Here is a 17,625-nt window from a genome sequence, read left to right on the forward strand (position 1 = left end):
CGCCCGCTCGGCGGGCAGGCCGTGCGTGGCGTGCCTACGCTGGCGGAATGAGCCGCACCGCCCCGGACCCGCAGCGCCCCACGGGCCGGCCCGCACTCGCGCCGCGGCCGCGGGAGGGCCGCGAGGACCCGGAGGGCGGGAGCGGTCCGAGCGCGGCCTGGCGCCGCCTGTTGCACCGGGTGCCCAACGGGTTCGCGATCTTCTTCGCCCTGCTGGGCGTGTTCTGCGCGGTCACCGCACTGATCATGCCGCTGCGGCGCGCGGTGGAGCCGCTGACCCACGCGCTGGACACGCTGACGGTCCCGACGGCGCCGAACCTCGCCTACGCCGTCTTCCTGCTCCTCCTCGCCGCGGCGATGGCCGCGCGCAAACGGGTCACCCTCTGGTTCGTCCTCGGCTACCTCGCCCTGCTGCTCGTCGCGGACGCCCTGCTGCTGGCCGTGGGCTACTGGGACGCGATCCCCTCGCTGGTGCTGTGCGTGGCCGCGATGACGCTGCTGGTCCTGGCGCGGCGGGAGTTCTACGCGGCGTCCCGGCGCGGGGCGTTCCTGCGGGCGCTGGGGGTGCTGGTGGCCGGGCTGACCGTGGCCATCCTGCTGGGCTGGGGCCTGGTGTCGCTGTTCCCCGGCAGCCTGGAGCGCGGCGGCGGCTACCGGCTGCTGTTCGTCGCCAACAAGGTCTGCGGCGGTCTCGTCAGCGGCCGGCACTTCACCGGGCACCCGCCGGACTGGGTGTACTTCCTGCTCGGCCTGTTCGGGGCGCTGGCGCTGCTCAACGCGGCCATGACGCTCTTCCGCTCGCAGCGCCTGGAAGCGGCCCTGCACGACGACGAGGAGCCGCGCCTGCGGGCCCTCCTCGGCCGGTACGGCGGGCAGGACTCGCTCGGCTACTTCGCGACCCGCCGCGACAAGGCCGTCGTCTTCTCCCCCAGCGGCAAGGCGGCCGTCACCTACCGCGTCGAGGCCGGTGTCTGCCTGGCCTCGGGCGATCCGCTCGGGGATCCCGAGGCCTGGACGCCCGCGATCGACGCCTGGCTGGAGGTCGCGGGCCGCTACGGCTGGCAGCCCGCCGTCATGGGCGCCAGCGAGGCGGGCGCCACGGCGTACGCCCGTTCCGGCCTGGGCGCGCTGCAACTGGGCGACGAGGCGATCCTCCAGGTCGCGGCCTTCGATCTCGACGGCCGCGAGATGCGGGTGACCCGGCAGGCGGTCAACCGGGTGGAGCGTACGGGCGCGACCACCCGGATCCGGCGCCACTCGGCGCTCTCCGACGAGGAGATGGGCGAGGTCATCCACCGCGCGGACGCCTGGCGGGACACGGAGACCGAGCGGGGCTTCTCGATGGCGCTGGGGCGGCTGGGCGACCCCGCCGACGGCGACTGCCTGCTGGTCGAGGCGTTCGACAGCGAGGGCCGGATGATCGCGCTGCTGTCGTTCGTGCCCTGGGGGCGCGACGGGGTGTCGCTGGACGTGATGCGCCGCGACCGGGCCGCGCCCAACGGCGTCATGGAGTTCATGGTGGCCCAGCTGTGCGCGCAGGCGGGCCGGTTCGGCGTCAAGCGGATCTCGCTGAACTTCGCCGTCTTCCGCTCGGCGTTCGAGGAGGGGGCGAGGATCGGCGCGGGGCCGGTGCTGCGGCTGTGGCGCCGGCTGCTGCTGTTCCTCTCCAAGTGGTGGCAGCTGGAGGCGCTCTACCGCTCGAACGTGAAGTACAACCCCGAGTGGCACCCGCGGTTCCTTTGCTACGCCGACGCCGGTGCGCTCGCCCGGATCGGGCTGGCCGCCGGCATCGCGGAGGGCTTCGTCGCGGTGCCGAGCCTGGGACAGCTGTGGCGCCGGGGGCGGCCGCAGGGCATCGCGAGCCCGGCGTCGACGGCGGGGCTGCCCCCACTCTCGGAACTGGGCCTCGGCGCCGCCGCGGAGGAGGCCGGGCGGGACGAGCTCGCGGGCCTGCCGGAGCAGGTGCGGGTGCGGCGGCGGAAGCTGGAGCGGCTGCGGGCGGCGGGCGTCGACCCCTACCCCGTCGACGCGCGCCGCACCCACACCCTCGCCGCCGTGCGGGCCGCGCACCCGGACCTGCCACCCGGGTCCCGCACCGGTGAGCGGGTGACCGTCGCCGGCCGGGTGCTGCTGGTCCGCCACCACGGCGGGGTGGCCTTCGCGGTGCTCCGGGACTGGTCCGGCGATCTCCAGCTGACCTTCACCCGGCAGGACTCGGGCGACGCGTGCCTGCGGCGCTTCGCCACCCAGGTCGACCTCGGCGACCACATCGAGGCGACGGGCGAGGTGGGCACCACCGACCACGGCGAGCCGACCGTCTTCGTCACCGCCAGCCGGATGACCGCCAAGTGTCTGCGGCCGTTGCCCGACAAGCGCCACGGTCTGAGCGACCCGGAGGCGCGGGTGCGGATGCGCTATGTCGACCTCGCGGTCTCGCCGGAGGCGCGGCAGACCGTACGGGCGCGCAGCGCGGCCGTGCAGGCGCTGCGGCAGGGGCTGCTGGAGCGCGGGTACCTGGAGGTCGAGACGCCGATGCTCCAGCAGATCCACGGCGGTGCGAACGCCCGGCCGTTCACCACCCACATCAACGCCTACGACCTCGATCTGTATTTGCGGATCGCACCCGAGCTGTATCTGAAACGGCTGTGCGTGGGCGGCATGGAAAAGGTCTTCGAAATGGGCCGGACCTTCCGCAACGAGGGTGTCTCGTACAAGCACAATCCCGAATTCACGATGCTGGAGGCCTATCAGGCATTCGCGGATTACGACGTGATGCTGGACCTGACCCGCGAACTGATCCAGGGCGCGGCCGTCGCCGCCCACGGTGCGCCGGTCGCACTGCGGGCGGATCGCGAGGGGCGGTTCGTCGAGCACGACATCTCGGGGCCGTGGCCGGTCAGAACCGTGCACGGCGCCCTCTCGGAGGCGCTGGGCGAGGAGGTCGACGCCGATACGCCCAGCGCGGCGCTGCGCCGGCTGTGCGACGCGGCGGGCGTGCCGCACCGGCCGGAGCAGGGGCGCGGGGACATCGTGCTGGAGATGTACGAGCGGCTGGTCGAGGAGCGGACCGGGACCCCGGTGTTCTACAAGGACTTTCCCACCGACGTCTCGCCGCTCACCCGCCCGCACCGGGCCGATCCGCGGCTGGCCGAGCGCTGGGACCTGGTCGCCTTCGGCACGGAGCTGGGCACCGCGTACTCCGAGCTGATCGACCCGGTCGAGCAGCGCCGCCGGCTGACGGCGCAGTCGCTGCTGGCGGCCGGCGGTGACCCGGAGGCGATGGAGCTGGACGAGGACTTCCTGCGGGCCCTGGAGTACGCGATGCCGCCGACGGGCGGGCTGGGGATCGGGGTGGACCGGCTGGTGATGTTCCTGACCGGGCTGTCGATCCGCGAGACGCTGCCGTTCCCGCTGGTGCGAAGGCGCTGAATACCGGTCCCTAAAAGCTTCCCTTTGAGGAATGGATAGAATTCATTATTTGCCTTATAGATCGGTGATTGTTAATTTGACGGCTCAGTCCCTGACCGAGCTGGTGGTGTTTCTTCATGACGGCGGCACAGCGTACGGCGACCCCGTGGCTTCCGATGGCCGCGACAGCGGTTCTGTGGGGATCGGCGTTCACCGCGATCCAGGTCGCGCTGCCGGACTACTCCCCGGCCGCGATCGCCCTGCTGCGGATCGCCATCACCGTTCTCCTGCTCCTGCCGTGCCTGGCCCTGGGCCGCATCGGCCGGCTGCGGCGGGGCGACGCCCTGCGGATGGCGGCCTTCGGGCTCACCGGCATGACCGCCTATCAGGTGCTGCTGTGCACGGGCGAGCGGAGCGTCGACGCGGGGACCGCGGCCATGCTCATCGCCGCGTCGCCGGTCTTCACCACGGTCCTGGGCATGGCGTTCCTCGGCGACCGGCCCGGCGGGCGGGGGCTGACCGGGCTCGGGCTCGCGCTCGGTGGCGCCCTGCTGGTCGCCGTGACCTCGGGCGGCGGAAGCGGTTCGGCGGCGGGCGCGCTGACGGTGCTGGCCGCCGCGGCCACGCAGGCCATCTCCTTCGCGTTGCAGAAGCCGCTGCTGAAGCGGTATTCGGGCGCCGAGTGCGTCTTCTACGGCAGCCTCTTCGGGCTCGTACCCCTGCTGGCCGCGGCGCCCGGCGCGGTGGGGCAGGTGGCGGCGGCCGACGGGCACCGGACGGCGGCGGTGCTCTGGCTGGGGCTGGGCTGCACGGCGACGGCCTTCTGGACCTGGTCGCGGACGCTGCGCGCGACGACCGCGTCCACGGCGTCGCTCGTGCTGTACGCGGTGCCGGTCGCCGCGCTGGTGCTGGACGCGGTGCTGCTGGGCAACGTCCCGGCGCCGACCGCGGTGCTGGGCGGGCTGCTGGTGCTGGGCGGGGTGGGGGTCGCGTCCGTACGGAGGCGGGCCGCGGCGCCGGAGCGGGTGGCGGCCGTATCGGCCGTATCGGCCGGGCGGGTGCCGGCGGGTGCGGGCAGCCGGTAGGGCCGGCCGGTCCGGGAACGGGCCTGGGCCGCGTCCGGCGGATCTTCGGCTGCGGGCCGTCTTTGCCGCCTGGCCGCCTGCGGCGGGGCGGTCGTCTTTGCCGCCTGCGGCGGCGGGCGCCCTGCGGGCGCGTCCTCAATCGCCGGACGGGCTTGATTCGGCTGGGCTCAGCCGCTTCAGCCTGTCCGGCGCTTGAGGACACACCACAGCAGCCTGTCCGGCGCTTGCGGACACACCACAGCAGCCCGTCCGGCGCTTGCGGACACCACCGCGCAGCGGTGGTGCGCACGACCGGCCCGCAGCCGTCCGCTCACATGATCCGCCGGACACGGCCTATGCGGCGCAGAATTCGTTGCCTTCGGGATCCCGCATGACCCACCAGTGCCCGGCCGGGCCCCGGTCCACCTCGTGGACGCGGGTGGCACCCAGGGTCTCCAGCCGGGCCACCAGCTCCGCCAGTCCGCCGGGTTCGCTGTGGACGTCGATGTGCAGGCGGTTCTTGGCCGTCTTGGCCTCGGGCACGTTCTGGAAGAGCAGCCTGCGGCCGCGGCCGATGCCGCTGATCTCGTCGAACGGGTCCTCCGGGTGCCGGATCGCCGCGTAACCGCGGAAGGTCCGGCGGCCGCGGTGCTCGGTGACCGCGTCCTCGCCGATGTGGCCGGCGGCCAGCAGCCGGCCGATGAGCACGCCGGGGTCCTCCACCTCGTACTCCAGCGCGGCGGCCCAGAAATCCGCCAGTACGGGCGCGTCCTGACTGTCGACGACCAGCTTCCAGTTCAATGGCATTGAACGGTTGTACGGGCTACCGGGACCCGCCCGCAACCGCGGGACCGACGGGCGCGCCGGGCGGGCGGCACCGTCACATGGAGGTGATCACTCCGGCGAGCGCCACCCAGCAGACGGCCACGAGCAGCGGCAGTACCACCATGATCAGGCCGGTCGGCGAGGACTGCAGCCAGCCCTTGCCCGCCGTGCCCCGCTGTCTGCCCACTATGCGCTGGCCGCCGTGCCAGGCCACGTACTCCTCCAGTTCCATGACCGCGTCAGCATGGTCTCGCGCGGCTTGCGCCGGACCCACACGGTGCGCCGGCGCCCGTCGGGCGGTGTCAGGTGGGTGAGCTCCTCGAAACCGAGTTTGCGGTGGAACCGCGAGGACGCCTCGTTGTACGGCTCGCTCACCACCGCGGCGATCACCGGACTGGCCGGCCACTGCTCCAGGACGTGGTGGTAGAGCCGGGAGGCGACGCCCTTGCGGGCGGCGCCCCGCGCGACACAGACCTGCTTGATCACCAGGAAGGAACCCAGGGTGGTCTTGATGCGGTGGTTGAGCCATTCCTCCGGCTCCAGGCGCTCGTCGCTGTAGGCGAGGAGGAAGCCGAGCACCTCGCCGCCCTTGACCGCGACCCAGAAGTGTTCGGCGGTGGTGAGCCGGCCCCGGTAGTCGTCCAGGGTGTAGTCCGAGACGAGGAAGCCGTCGCGGCCGGCCGCGGCGGGGTCGGACGCGTCCAGGCGGCGGGACCCGGCGAGCGCCACGACGTCCGCCAGGTGTGTCTCGCCCGCCCGGAGGATCTCCACCTTCTCCGTGTCCACCGCGCTCATTCCCGTCTCCCCCACCCTCGGCCCACGCCGTTCGACAACCGGCCCAACCTACCCTTCGACCGGGGGCGGTTGGCACCGGATCGCCTACGGAACCGGTGGTCAGCCGGGCGGGCCGGGCAGATCCACCAGGCGGGCCAGGGTCTCGCGGTGGCGGCCGGGGGTGCCGAGGGCGATCTCGTCGGTCTTGGCGCGTTTGAGGTAGAGGTGGGCGGGGTGCTCCCACGTCATGCCGATGCCGCCGTGCAGCTGGACGCACTCGTGGGCCGCGCGTACGGCGACCTCAGAGCAGTACGCCTGCGCGACGGCGACCGCGATCTCCGTGTCGGGGGCGTCGGGGGCGTCGGGGGCGCCGGTGGCGAGCGCGTCGGCGGCGTTGCGGGCGGCGGCCCTGGCCGAGGCGATGTCCAGCCACAGGGCGGCCAGCCGGTGCTTGAGCGCCTGGAACGAGCCGACGGGGCGGGCGAACTGCCGGCGCTCGCCCGTATAGCGCACGGTTTCCGTCAGGCACCAGTCCGCGATGCCCAGTTGCTCCGAGGCGAGCAGTCCGGCGCCGGTGAGCAGCGCGGTGTCGACGGCGGTACGGGCCCGGGCGGGCTCCGCGAGCAGGGTGGCGGGTGCCCCGGCGAGGGTGAGCCGGGCGACCGGCCGGGTGAGGTCGAGGGAGGTCAGGGGCGTGACCTCGACGCCCTCCGCGCCGGTGTCCACGGCGTGGAGGCCGTGGTCGGTGGGGACGAGCAGCACGTCGGCGCCGGCCGCGCCGGCGACGGCGGTGACCTGGCCGGTGAGCAGGGCCCGGCCCCGGCCGGTGGCCTCGGCCCGTACGGTCACGGGCCGGTGGGCGCCGGGGGCGGTGGGCAGGGGGACGGCGAGCGCGCCGGTGCGGCGGCCCTCGGCGAGCGCGGTGAGCGGCGCCGCCACCTCGGCGGCGGCGGTGTCGCAGCCCAGCAGGGCGGTGACGGCCAGGACGGCGCTGGTGAGGTAGGGCACGGGGGCGACGGAGCGGCCCAGTTCCTCCAGGACGACGGCGGCCTCGCGGGCGCTGCCGCCCTGGCCGCCGAGCTTGTCGGGCACGAGCAGCCCGGCCGCCCCGATGCCGGTGGCCAGGGACTGCCAGAGCCCGGGGTCGCAGGGGTGGCCGCTCTCGGCGGCGGCGAGTACGGACGAGGGGGCGGCGTGGTCGGTGAGCAGCGAGCGGACGGCCGCGCGCAGGTCTTCCTCGGCCTCGGAGTGCAGCAGGTCCGGCGTCATCGGGGCAGGTCCTTCCAGGGCAGGTCCTTGTCGGTGCGGGGCTCGGGCGGCAGGCCGAGGACGCGCTCGGCGATGATGTTGAGCAGGACCTCCGAGGTGCCGCCCTCGATGGAGTTGCCCTTGGCGCGCAGATAGCGGTAGCCGGCGTCGCGGCCGGTGAAGTCGACGAGTTCGGGCCGGGTCATGGTCCAGTCGCCGTAGGTGAGGCCGTCCTCGGCCAGCAATTCGACCTCCAGGCCGCTGAGTTCCTGGTTGAGGCGGGCGAAGGACAGCTTCATGCCCGAGCCCTCCGGGCCGGGCCGGCCCAGCCGGAGCTGCTGGCGCAGGCGTTCGCCGGTGAGCCGGGCGACCTCCGCGTCCACCCAGAGCCTCAGCAGCCTCTGGTGGAGGTCGTGGGTGCGCAGCTCCGGGCGGTGGCGCCAGGTGTCGGCGACGACGCCGATCATGCCGCCCTCGCGGGGTACGGCGGTGCCGCCGATGGCGACCCGCTCGTTCATCAGGGTGGTCTGCGCGACCCGCCAGCCGTCGCCGACCTCGCCCAGGCGGTGCGCGTCGGGGATCCGTACGCCGGTCAGGAACACCTCGTTGAACTCGGCCTCGCCGGTGATCTGGCGCAGCGGCCGCACCTCCACGCCCGGGGCGGTCATGTCGCAGAGGAAGTAGGTCAGGCCCCGGTGTTTGGGCACCGCGGGGTCCGTACGGGCCAGGAGGATCGCCCAGCGGGCGAGGTGGGCGCTGGAGGTCCACACCTTCTGGCCGTCGACGGTCCAGCCGTCGCCGTCGCGGACCGCGCGGGTGGCGAGCGCGGCGAGGTCGGAGCCGGCCCCGGGTTCGCTGAAGAGCTGGCACCACACCTCCTCACCGGTCCACAGCGGGCGCAGGAAGCGTCGCTTCTGCTCCTCGGTGCCGAACTGGAGGATGGTGGGCGCGGCCATGCCGAGGCCGATGCCGATGCGGCGGGGGTCGTTGTCGGGTGCGCCGGCCGCTTCCAGGGCGGCGGTGACGACCGGCTGGAGGGAGCGGGGCGCGCCGAGTCCGCCGAGTCCTTCGGGGAAGTGGACCCAGGCGAGGCCGTCGTCGAAGCGGGCCCGCAGGAAGTCGAGGCGGTCGGTGGTGGCGGGGTCGTGGGCGGCGAGGAGCGCGGCGACGCGGTCGCGGAGCTCGGCGGCTCGGGTGGGCTCGTCGGAACCGGTGGCGTTCATCGGGTGGTCTCCTCGCCGGGGATGACGACGACGCGGCCGGTGGTCCGGCCGTCGGCGACGCGCTGGACGGCGTCGGCGGCGCCCGTCAGCGGTACGCGCTCGCTGACGAGCGGCCGGACCGCGCCCTGAGCGGCGAGTTTCGTCAGCTCGTCGTGGCAGGCGCGGACGGCGGCCGGGTCCTTGGTGTTGTACAGGCCCCAGTGCAGGCCCAGGATCGAGTAGTTCTTCACCAGGGCGTGGTTGAGGGCGGCGGCGGGGATGGTGCCGCTCGCGAAGCCGACGACCACGATGCGGCCTTCGAAGGCCACGCACTTGGTGGACCAGGTGTAGGCGTCACCGCCCACGGGGTCGTAGACGACGTCCGCGCCGCGTCCGCCGGTGGCTTCCTTGACGGCCGCGACGATGTCGTCGCCGTGGCGGTCGAGCACCAGGTCGCAGCCGAGTGCGCGGGCCGCGCGGGCCTTCTCGGGGCCGCCGGTGACACCGATGACCGTGGCGCCGGCGGCCTTGCCGAGCTGGACGGCCGCGCTGCCGACGCCGCCCGCGGCGGCGTGGACGAGCAGGGTCTCGCCGGGCTGGAGGCGGGCGCGGCGGTGCAGGCCGAACCACCCTGTCTGGTAGCCGATGTGCAGGGCGGCGGCCTGGGCGTCGTCCAGCGGCTCGGGGGCGGGCAGGACGGTGCGGGCGTCGACGACCGTGCGCTCGGCGAAGCCGCCGGCGGGCAGGGGCGGCTGGGCGAGCACGCGGGCGCCGACGGTGCCCCGGGCGCCTTCGCCGAGGGCGAGGATCTCGCCGCAGATCTCCACGCCGGGCGTGAAGGGCAGCGGGGGGCGGACCTGGTACTGGCCGCGGCAGAGCAGGGCGTCGGGGAAGTTGACGGCGGCGGCCAGGACGCGCAGGAGGAGTTGGCCGGGGCCGGGTTCGGGGTCCGGGATGTCGCTCAGGCGCATCACGGTGCCGGGCTCGCCGGTCTCATGCACTCGCCATGCCTTCATGGGGCCTCCACGGTGGGAAGGGGCGGCGTTTCCGGTCGCATACTAAGCGGTCGCTAAGCTCAGCGACAGGGGTCGGTCCGGGAAGGGCGCACCGCGCGCGTGAGGGCCCCGGGTGCCGTCACACGCCCAGGGTCCTCGGTTCCCAGCATGCCGCGCGCACGGTCGTCCGGGCGGCACGGACGGGGACGGCACCGCGCTCACCGGCCTCCGTGCTCACCGGCCTCCGTCCTCGCGGGCCCGCATGGTCGATTCGCGGCGCACGAGGCGGGGGGTGGCGTCCTGGACGCGTTCCGGCGGACCGCCGTCCAGGAGGGACAGCAGGCGTTCGGCCGCGTGCCGGCCGAAGGCGGCGGTGTCGCGGGACAGGGCCGTCAGCGCCGGGTGGGTGCTGCGGCAGAGCACCGAGTCGTCCCACGCGATGATGGACAGGCCGTCCGGTACGGGCACGCCGAGCTCGGCGGCGACGGCGAGGCCCGCCACCGCCATGACGTCGTTGTCGTAGACGATCGCCGTGGGCGGGCGCCCGGCCGCCAGCACCCGGCGGGTGGCCTCGGCCCCCTGCGCGTCGGAGTAGTCGGTGGTCACCGAGGTGACGTCCGACAGTCCGCGCCGGGCGGCCTCGGCCCGCAGGCAGGCCATGCGGCGGCGGGTGTGGGCGAGTTCGGGCAGACCGGCGATGTGGGTGACGCGGCGGTGCCCGAGGGCGTGGAGGTGGCCGACGACGGAGGCCATCGCCCCGGTGTCGTCGGCCCACAGGGTGGAGATCGCGCCGTGGACGGCCTCCCCGTCGTCGGGTGCGCCGATGAGCACGGCGGGCAGGCCGAGTTCGTCGAGCAGGGCGGGGCGCGGGTCCCCCGCGCGGGGGTCGACGACGAGGAGGCCGTCGACGCGGCGCTCGGCCCACCAGCGGCGGTAGACCGCGCACTCGGCGTCGAGGTCCTCCACCACCTGGAGGAGCAACCCGAGGCGGCGGACCGCGAGCGCCTCCTGGATGCCGGAGACCAGCCGCAGGAAGAACGACTCGACGCCCAGGGTGCGGGCGGGCCGGGCGAGGACGAGCCCGACCGTGGCCGCGCCCTCGCCGGACAGGGCGCGAGCGGCGGTGCTGGGCTGCCAGCCGAGCTGTTCGGCCACGCGGCGCACCCGTTCGCGGGTCGCCTCGGAGACCCCCGGGCGGCCGTTGAGCGCGAAGGACACCGCGCTCTCGGAGACGCCCGCGCGGCGCGCGATGTCCTTCATCGTCGGGCGGCGGGCCGGCGTGCGGCGCATGCTTCTCCCCCTGCTTCCCCCCCTCGGCGGGCCGTGCCGAAGTGCCGGAGGCGACGGCGGCTTCCCGGCGACCGCCGGTCCTACTGCCCTACTGACCCACTGCCCAACTCCCCGCAGACTAAAGCGCTTTAGTGTGCGGCGGCAGTATTGACTTCACTGCGGCCCGGGTGCAGTTTTTGTTGCGCGCCTCCCCGTTCGCTCGTCTCCCCCGGTCCGACCGAAGGAGTTCGCCGGCCATGCCACCGTCCCGTGGAGTTCTCGCCGTCACCGCACCGCTCCTGGCTTCCGCGCTGTTGCTCACCGCCTGCGGTTCCGGCGGGGACGGCGGAGTCGGGAACGCGGACGGCCGGGCCGAGGGCGGCATCACCTTCCAGACCTGGAATCTGCGCGGCAGGTTCAAGGACTACTTCGACGGCCTGATCGGGGAATTCGAGAAACAGAACCCCGGCGTCGAGGTCACCTGGCGGGACCAGCCCGCCGAGAACTACGCCGACAAGCTGAGCGCGGACGCCGCGGCCGGCACCCTGCCCGACGTCGTCAACGTCTCGCCCGATCTGTCGTACCCCCTGGCCAAGGCCGGGATGTTGATGAACCTGGACAAGGAGCGGGCCGCCGCCCGGTTCAAGGGCGAGTACACACCGGAGGCGTGGCAGGGCAACACGCTGCCGGGCCTGGACGGTTCGTACGCCTTCCCCTGGTATCTCAACACCGGTCCGCTCTTCTACAACAAGGCCCTCTTCCGGCGGGCCGGTCTCGATCCCGAGAAGCCGCCGAGGAGTTACGACGAGCTGTTCGCCGCCGCGGCCACGATGGCGGAGAAGTCCGGCGGAAAAATCGCGACGCTCGCGGGCACCCCGGCCATCGAGGACTTCGGCCGGTACGGGGTTCGGCTGATGAACGCCGACGCCACCCGTTTCACCTACAACGAACCCAAGGGTGTCGAGCTGCTGACCAAGTACAAGGAGCTCTACGACCGCGGCGGCCTCGACGGGCAGGCACTCACCAATACGCCCGAGAAGTCCGGCCAGAAATTCCTGGAACAGAAGGTCGCCATGAATCCGGGCAGCGCCCACGACCTGGAGACGTTCAAGAAGAGCGCGCCCGGCCTCTACCGCGAACTGGGCATCACCGACGCCCCGAACAACACCGGCAAGCCGAACATGTACGTGATGGGCCTGGCCGTCGGTCGGCGGAGCAAGCACAAGGCCGCCGCCATCGCCTTCGCGCACTTCGTCACGGACCGGAGGAACCAGGAGGCGTTCGCCCACGAGGTCGCCGTCTTCCCCAGCACCGCCGGGTCGCTCGGCGACCCCTACTGGACCCGGGACGACGGCACCGACGAGGGCCGGGTGCGGGTCGCGGCGGCGAAGATGCTCAAGGGCGCGGTCAACTACACACCCGTCGTGCTGAGCGAGGAGATGAAGGTCGTCCTCAAGAACGAGGTGGCCAAGGCGCTCCAGGGCAAGAAGTCCCCCCGGCAGGCACTCGACGACGCCGCCGCACAGAGCGACAAGCTCCTGCGGCGGAGCTGACGGTGGCCGGACAGCCCGCACACGGCGTCCGCGCGCACCGGGCGGCCAGCCCCTGGCTGTTCCTGCTGCCCGGTCTCGCGGTCGTCGCCGCCTTCAGCCTCTACCCCTTCCTCACCACCGTCCATCAGGCGTTCACCGACGCGCGCACGCTCACCCCGGGCGGCTGGGTGGGGCCGCGGAACTTCCAGGACATGCTGGAGGACGAACAGTTCTGGGTGGCCCTGCGCAACAGCGGCCTGTACGTCGTGCTGGTCGTGCCCTGCACCGTACTGCTGCCCCTGCTGCTGGCGCTGCTGGTCGGGAAGCGGCTTCCCGGCGTCGCCTTCTTCCGGGCGGCGTTCTACACCCCGGTGGTGGCCTCCGTCGTCGTGGTGTCGCTGATCTGGGGGTGGATGCTGGACGACCGCGGCCTGGTCAACGGCATCCTGCGCGTCCTGGGGGCCGGCCCGGTGGCCTTCCTCGGCGACCAGTGGCTGCTGCTGTTCAGCGCGATGGCGCTGACGGTGTGGAAGGGCCTCGGCTACTACATGATCATTTACCTGGCGGCGCTCGCGAACGTCCCCCGCGAGCTGTACGAGGCGGCCGCCGTCGACGGGGCGGGCACCGTACGCCGCTTCGTGAGCGTCACGGTGCCCGCCGTGCGCTCCACCATGGTCCTGGTCGGCGCGCTGTCGTCGGTGGCCGCGTTCAAGGTGTTCTCCGAGGTCTACCTGCTGGCCGGACCCACCGGCGGGCCGGCCGGACAGGACACCACCCTGGTCATGCTCGTCCAGCGCACCGGCACCGGCCTCAACGGGCGCGTCGGCTACGCCAGCGCCCTCTCGCTGGTCGTCTTCGCCGTCACCCTGCTGCTGATGCTCCTGGTCCTGCGGGCCGGCCGGAAGGACGCCGACGCGTGAACGGGACGTCCGGCCGGCAAAGGGCCCTGCGGTACGCGCTGCTGCTCGCCGTGCTGGCCCTCACCGTCGGCCCGTTCCTCTGGCAGCTGTCGACCTCGCTCAAGAGCACCACCGAGGACATCTACACCTATCCGCCCGGCTTCCTCCCCGAGCACCCCACCCTCGCGAACTACTCCGGCGTCGCCGACATCATCCCCGTCTGGGACTACGCCCTGAACTCGCTCCGGGTCGCCGCGGCCAGCGTGGTCACCAATCTCGTCGGCGCCTCCCTGGCCGGATACGCGCTCGCCCGGCTGCGCTTCCGCGGCCGGAGGATCGCCGGACTCGCCTTCGTGGCGGCCCTGCTGGTACCCCTGGAGTCCATCCTCATCGCGCAGTTCACCATGATGCGCGACCTCCACCTCAACAACACCCTCATCGCCGTCGTCCTGCCCGGCGCCGTCGGCGCGCTGAACGTGCTGCTGATGCGCAACGCCTTCGCCGGGCTTCCCCAGGAGGTCGAGGAGGCGGCCGTCATCGACGGCGCGAACGTGTGGCAGCGGTTCACCCGGATCGCGCTGCCGTCGGTGCGCGGCACCCTCGCCGTCGTCGCGATCTTCGCGTTCATGGGCGCGTGGGACGACTTCCTGTGGCCGCTGATCGTCCTCTCCGACGCCGACCGCTTCACCCTGACCGTCGGCCTGAACTTCCTGCACGGCACCTTCCAGCAGGACCCCCGCCTGGTCGCCGCCGGCACCGTCATCGCCGTCGCACCGCTGATCGTGATGTTCGCCTGCCTCCAGCGGTACTTCTTCCGCGGCGTCGGCGAAGGCGCCGTCAAGGGCTGACCACCCCGACCGCCCGAAGGGACGGACCCGTATGCGCTTCGGCGTCAACTACACGCCCACCCGCGGCTGGTTCCACCACTGGCTCGACTTCGACCTCGACGACATCCGCGCCGACCTCGACTCCCTCGCCGTACTCGGCCTGGACCACATCCGGGTCTTCCCCCTGTGGCCGCTCTTCCAGCCCAACCGCACCCTGATCAGGCCGCGCGCCCTCGACCAGCTCGGCCGGCTCGTGGACGCGGCCGGCGAACGCGGCCTCGACGTCGGCGTCGACGGCCTCCAGGGCCACCTCTCCAGCTTCGACTTCGTCCCTTCCTGGACCACCACCTGGCACCGCCGGAACCTCTTCACCGACCCGGATGTCGTCGAGGCCCAGGCGTCCTACCTGTCCGCCCTCGCCGGCGCCCTCGCCGACCGGCCGCACTTCCTCGGCGTGACCGTCGGCAACGAGTTCAACCAGTTCTCCGGCGACCCCCACCCCGACCCCGACCGGATCCGGCCCGACCAGGCGGAGCGGTGGCTGCGGCGGATGCTCGACGCGTGCGAGGAGGGCGCCCCCGGCCGCGCGCACCTGCTCGCCTCGTACGACGCCGCCTGGTACGACGGCACGCATCCCTTCACGCCCGCGCACTCCGCGCGGCTCGGCGCCATGACCGCCGTCCACTCCTGGGTCTTCAACGGCACCGCACAGCGGCATGGTGGCGACGGGGCGGCGACGGAGCGGCATGCCGCGTATCTGGTGGAGCTCTCCAAGGCGTGGGCCGAGGATCCCGGGCGCCCGGTGTGGCTCCAGGAGGTCGGGGCGCCCGCCCCGCACGTACCGCCCGAGCGGGCGGCGGCCTTCACGCGGGCGACGCTCGCCCACGCGCTGGACTGCCCCGGCCTGTGGGGGGTCACGTGGTGGTGCTCGCACGACGTGGACCGCGCGCTCGCGGATTTTCCCGAGCTGGAGTACGGGCTGGGGCTGCTCACCCATGACCGGCGGGTCAAGCCGGCGGGTGAGGCGTTCGCCCGCGTCGCGCGGGAGTGGCGGGAGAAGGACCGGGCGGCGGCGGTGCGGCGGACGGGGGTGGTGCTGGACGTGGGGGACGGAGAGGGGGCGCCCGGGCGGGGGGTGTGCGGGCCGGGGGGTGCGTTCTTCTCGGCGTGGATGCGGGTTGCCTCCGGTGGGGGGAGGCCGGCGGTGGTGCTGGCTTCGTTGGCGGGGGATGGGGGGCATTTGCGGGCTCGGGGGATTGGGGAGGTGGTGGCGGTGGGGGATGTGGGGTAGGCGGGGTGGTTGGTGCGTTGGGTTTTCCCCGCCCCGCCCCTTCCCTCAACCGGGGCGCGGCCCCGGGCCCGGTCCTCAAGCGCCGGACGGGCTGGGGGACCGTCATGGCGATCCGCCCCGCGGTAACGGTGTCCTCAAACGCCGGACGGGCTTGATGGGGTGGCCCTCGGTTCTCGAACGCCGGTCGAAGTCGATGACCGGGCCCACGGCCTCAGGTGCCACAACGACGTGACTTGATCGCACGGAATGGAGCCTCATGAGCACGCCCTCCGGTCCCACCCGTCGCACGGTCGTCCTCGCCGGTGGAGTCGCCCTCGCGTCGGCGGCTCCCGGGCGCGTCGTCGCCGCCGGTTCCCTTCAGCCGTACGCCTCCTACTGGTTTCCCGACAGCCCGCCCTCCGGGGTGCCGCGGCCCGGGGTGGTGTGGCGGAGTCTGCGGGAGTGGGCGCCCGAGAGCGATTCCGACCTGGCGTTCAACCGGTCCGCCGTTCCGCTCGCCGGCCGGTTCACTCCCCCGCCCGCCAACGCGAGCGCGCGGGCCGGGCAGGCCCGGATCTGTGCGCTGGCCGCCTTCGCCACCACCTCCGCCAATCCCTCGCAGGGTTCCGCCACCGCCGACCACTACGCGCTGACGCACTGGGCCTACCTCGACGAACTGGTCTTCTGGGGCGGTTCGTCGGACGAGGGGCTGATCCTGGCGCCGAACGCGCCCGTCGTCGACGCCGCGCACCGCAACGGCGTGCCCGTCCTCGGCACGGTGTTCCTGCCGCCGGCCGCGTACGGCGGGCAGCTGCGCTGGACGCGCGAGCTGCTGCGCAGGGGCGCCGACGGCGGCTTCCCGCTGGCCGACCAGCTGGTGCGGGTGGCACGGGCGTACGGCTTCGACGGGTGGTTCGTCAACGCCGAGACCGGTGGCGGCGACGCCGCGCTGGCCGCGGACATGCGGGACTTCGTCGCCCGGCTGCGGGAACGCGGCGAGGGCCTGCGGGTCACCTGGTACGACGCGATGGCCGTCTCCGGCGACATCGCCTGGCAGAACCGGCTCAATGAGCACAACTCCCCCTTCTTCCGGGCCGCCGGCACCATGTTCCTCAACTTCGGCTGGGACCGATCCGGTCTGCTCTCCTCGGCGGAGCTCGCGGAGCGCCTCGGACGGGACCGGTACGAGCTGTGGGCCGGCATCGACGTCGAGGCGAACGGCTGGGACACCCGGGTCGACTGGGACGCGGTCGTCCCGGCGGGCGGGCCGCACCGCACCTCGTACGGCTTCTACCGCCCCGAGTGGACCTGGAGGTCCCTCCCGGCCGGCGGACGCTCCCCCGCCGCCTTCCACGCGCGCGACGACCGGTTCTGGTCCGGGCACTCCCTCGACCCGGCCGCCCCGGACACCGGCCCGTGGCGCCCGCCGGCCGCGTCCGTCGCGGACCGGTCGACGGTCACCGCGCTGCCCTTCGCCACGAGCTTCAACACCGGTCACGGCACGGCCTGGTACGAGCGGGGCCTGGTCACCTCCGACACGGCGTGGAACCACCTGGGGCTCCAGGACCGGCTGCCCGGCCGCCGCTGGGTGATCCACACACAAGGCGCCCGGCCCGCCGTGGGCTTCGACTTCGCCGACGCCTGGCGCGGCGGCAGCAGCCTGCTCGCCGACGGCCGGCTCACCGAACCGGCCACGGTGGAGCTGTACCGGACGCGGCTGCCGCTGTCGGCCGCGACGGTCGTGGAGCTCGCGCACCGCTCCGACCCCGGCTCGGCGGCTGTGCGCGTGGAGCTGGCGGTGGCGCCGGAGGAGGGTGACGGCTTCGTGTACGTGCCCGCCGGAGAGCTTCCGGCGGGCGGGCGGGGCTGGACGACGGCGACGCTGCGGGTCGGCGCGCTGTCGCGCACCGGCGCCGGGCGGACGGTCCACGCGCTGGGGGTCCGGCTCACCTCACCGGGCGGCGGGGTCGTGCGGTGGCGGCTGGGTGGTCTCGCCGTACGGGACGCGGCGCCGGCCGCGCCCGCCCGGCCGGGCGGTCTGGTCGTCAAGGCGTCCCGGCCGAACCCCGACGGCACCGCGGCCCTGCGGCTCGCGTGGCCCGCGTCGCCCGGGCCCTTACGCCATTACGAGCTGTGCCAGGTCCTGCCCGGCGGGGGGCGCCGCTTCCTCGGTGGCACCTGTGGGCATGCCTACTACGTCGCGGCCCTGCGCCGCGCGGCCGGCGAGGCGACCACCCGCGTCGAGGTGCGCGCCGTGGACGAGCTGTACGCCTCCTCGGCACCCGCGTCCGTCAGCGTCCGCTGGTAGCCCTT

The 17,625-nt window shown here is 73.6% G+C and carries 14 protein-coding genes; 7 read left to right on the plus strand and 7 right to left on the minus strand.

Annotated elements, in window-relative coordinates:
• Positions 1-47 precede the first annotated feature (47 nt).
• Together lysX and J7E86_RS11060 are read left to right on the plus strand one after the other, a co-directional pair.
• A complete protein-coding gene (lysX, locus tag J7E86_RS11055; RefSeq protein ID WP_215081409.1) occupies positions 48-3,428 on the plus strand; it encodes a bifunctional lysylphosphatidylglycerol synthetase/lysine--tRNA ligase LysX in 3,381 nt (1,126 codons plus the stop codon).
• A 116-nt stretch (positions 3,429-3,544) separates the two neighbouring features.
• Positions 3,545-4,492, plus strand: a complete 948-nt coding sequence (locus J7E86_RS11060) for a DMT family transporter (RefSeq protein ID WP_285439677.1) — start codon at positions 3,545-3,547, stop codon at positions 4,490-4,492.
• Positions 4,493-4,825: 333 nt separating this feature from the next.
• Here the strand turns inward: J7E86_RS11060 and J7E86_RS11065 are convergent, their stop codons facing one another.
• From J7E86_RS11065 to J7E86_RS11090, 7 genes are all read right to left on the minus strand, one after another.
• Positions 4,826-5,278, minus strand: a complete 453-nt coding sequence (locus tag J7E86_RS11065) for a VOC family protein (RefSeq protein WP_215081410.1) — start codon at positions 5,276-5,278, stop codon at positions 4,826-4,828.
• A gap of 73 nt (positions 5,279-5,351) precedes the next feature.
• Positions 5,352-5,528, minus strand: a complete 177-nt coding sequence (locus tag J7E86_RS30940; protein ID WP_251018964.1) for a hypothetical protein — start codon at positions 5,526-5,528, stop codon at positions 5,352-5,354.
• Positions 5,483-6,091, minus strand: a complete 609-nt coding sequence (locus J7E86_RS11070) for a GNAT family N-acetyltransferase (RefSeq protein WP_251018965.1) — start codon at positions 6,089-6,091, stop codon at positions 5,483-5,485. Before J7E86_RS11070 ends, J7E86_RS30940 begins: the two co-directional genes overlap by 46 nt.
• Before the next feature lie 99 nt (positions 6,092-6,190).
• The gene (locus tag J7E86_RS11075; protein WP_215081411.1) at positions 6,191-7,339 is read right to left on the minus strand and encodes an acyl-CoA dehydrogenase family protein; all 1,149 of its coding nucleotides are present in this window, start codon (positions 7,337-7,339) and stop codon (positions 6,191-6,193) included.
• Complete coding sequence (locus J7E86_RS11080) at positions 7,336-8,541, minus strand: acyl-CoA dehydrogenase family protein (RefSeq protein WP_215081412.1); 1,206 nt, start codon at positions 8,539-8,541, stop codon at positions 7,336-7,338. Before J7E86_RS11080 ends, J7E86_RS11075 begins: the two co-directional genes overlap by 4 nt.
• Positions 8,538-9,536 carry an NADPH:quinone oxidoreductase family protein gene (locus tag J7E86_RS11085; protein ID WP_215081413.1) on the minus strand — a complete coding sequence of 333 codons (999 nt, stop codon included), beginning with the start codon at positions 9,534-9,536 and terminating at the stop codon, positions 8,538-8,540. The genes J7E86_RS11080 and J7E86_RS11085 overlap by 4 nt, the downstream gene beginning before the upstream one ends.
• Positions 9,537-9,749: 213 nt before the next feature.
• A complete protein-coding gene (locus J7E86_RS11090) occupies positions 9,750-10,805 on the minus strand; it encodes a LacI family DNA-binding transcriptional regulator (RefSeq protein WP_215081414.1) in 1,056 nt (351 codons plus the stop codon).
• 236 nt (positions 10,806-11,041) lie between these two features.
• Between J7E86_RS11090 and J7E86_RS11095 the strand changes: the two genes are divergently transcribed.
• From J7E86_RS11095 to J7E86_RS11115, 5 genes are all read left to right on the plus strand, one after another.
• Positions 11,042-12,337, plus strand: a complete 1,296-nt coding sequence (locus J7E86_RS11095) for a sugar ABC transporter substrate-binding protein (RefSeq protein WP_215081415.1) — start codon at positions 11,042-11,044, stop codon at positions 12,335-12,337.
• Positions 12,338-12,339: 2 nt separating this feature from the next.
• A complete protein-coding gene (locus J7E86_RS11100) occupies positions 12,340-13,236 on the plus strand; it encodes a sugar ABC transporter permease (RefSeq protein ID WP_308312552.1) in 897 nt (298 codons plus the stop codon).
• A complete protein-coding gene (locus tag J7E86_RS11105) occupies positions 13,233-14,063 on the plus strand; it encodes a carbohydrate ABC transporter permease (protein ID WP_215081416.1) in 831 nt (276 codons plus the stop codon). Before J7E86_RS11100 ends, J7E86_RS11105 begins: the two co-directional genes overlap by 4 nt.
• A 31-nt stretch (positions 14,064-14,094) precedes the next feature.
• Positions 14,095-15,333, plus strand: a complete 1,239-nt coding sequence (locus J7E86_RS11110) for a glycosyl hydrolase (protein ID WP_215081417.1) — start codon at positions 14,095-14,097, stop codon at positions 15,331-15,333.
• A 256-nt stretch (positions 15,334-15,589) separates the two neighbouring features.
• Positions 15,590-17,620 (plus strand): endo-beta-N-acetylglucosaminidase, encoded by a 2,031-nt coding sequence (locus tag J7E86_RS11115; protein ID WP_215081418.1) that lies wholly within the window; start codon positions 15,590-15,592, stop codon positions 17,618-17,620.
• Positions 17,621-17,625 lie beyond the last annotated feature (5 nt).

The sequence above is a fragment of the Streptomyces sp. ISL-11 genome (assembly GCF_018614525.1).
GTDB lineage: Bacteria > Actinomycetota > Actinomycetes > Streptomycetales > Streptomycetaceae > Streptomyces.

What these genes read in the sequence shown, in the direction of transcription:
- lysX (WP_215081409.1), top strand. Translation starts at nt 48, where the DNA reads ATGAGCCGCACCGCCCCGGACCCGCAGCGCCCCACGGGCCGGCCCGCA.
- J7E86_RS11060 (WP_285439677.1), top strand. Translation starts at nt 3,545, where the DNA reads ATGACGGCGGCACAGCGTACGGCGACCCCGTGGCTTCCGATGGCCGCG.
- J7E86_RS11065 (WP_215081410.1), bottom strand. Translation starts at nt 5,278, where the DNA reads ATGCCATTGAACTGGAAGCTGGTCGTCGACAGTCAGGACGCGCCCGTA.
- J7E86_RS30940 (WP_251018964.1), bottom strand. Translation starts at nt 5,528, where the DNA reads ATGGAACTGGAGGAGTACGTGGCCTGGCACGGCGGCCAGCGCATAGTG.
- J7E86_RS11070 (WP_251018965.1), bottom strand. Translation starts at nt 6,091, where the DNA reads ATGAGCGCGGTGGACACGGAGAAGGTGGAGATCCTCCGGGCGGGCGAG.
- J7E86_RS11075 (WP_215081411.1), bottom strand. Translation starts at nt 7,339, where the DNA reads ATGACGCCGGACCTGCTGCACTCCGAGGCCGAGGAAGACCTGCGCGCG.
- J7E86_RS11080 (WP_215081412.1), bottom strand. Translation starts at nt 8,541, where the DNA reads ATGAACGCCACCGGTTCCGACGAGCCCACCCGAGCCGCCGAGCTCCGC.
- J7E86_RS11085 (WP_215081413.1), bottom strand. Translation starts at nt 9,536, where the DNA reads ATGAAGGCATGGCGAGTGCATGAGACCGGCGAGCCCGGCACCGTGATG.
- J7E86_RS11090 (WP_215081414.1), bottom strand. Translation starts at nt 10,805, where the DNA reads ATGCGCCGCACGCCGGCCCGCCGCCCGACGATGAAGGACATCGCGCGC.
- J7E86_RS11095 (WP_215081415.1), top strand. Translation starts at nt 11,042, where the DNA reads ATGCCACCGTCCCGTGGAGTTCTCGCCGTCACCGCACCGCTCCTGGCT.
- J7E86_RS11110 (WP_215081417.1), top strand. Translation starts at nt 14,095, where the DNA reads ATGCGCTTCGGCGTCAACTACACGCCCACCCGCGGCTGGTTCCACCAC.
- J7E86_RS11115 (WP_215081418.1), top strand. Translation starts at nt 15,590, where the DNA reads ATGAGCACGCCCTCCGGTCCCACCCGTCGCACGGTCGTCCTCGCCGGT.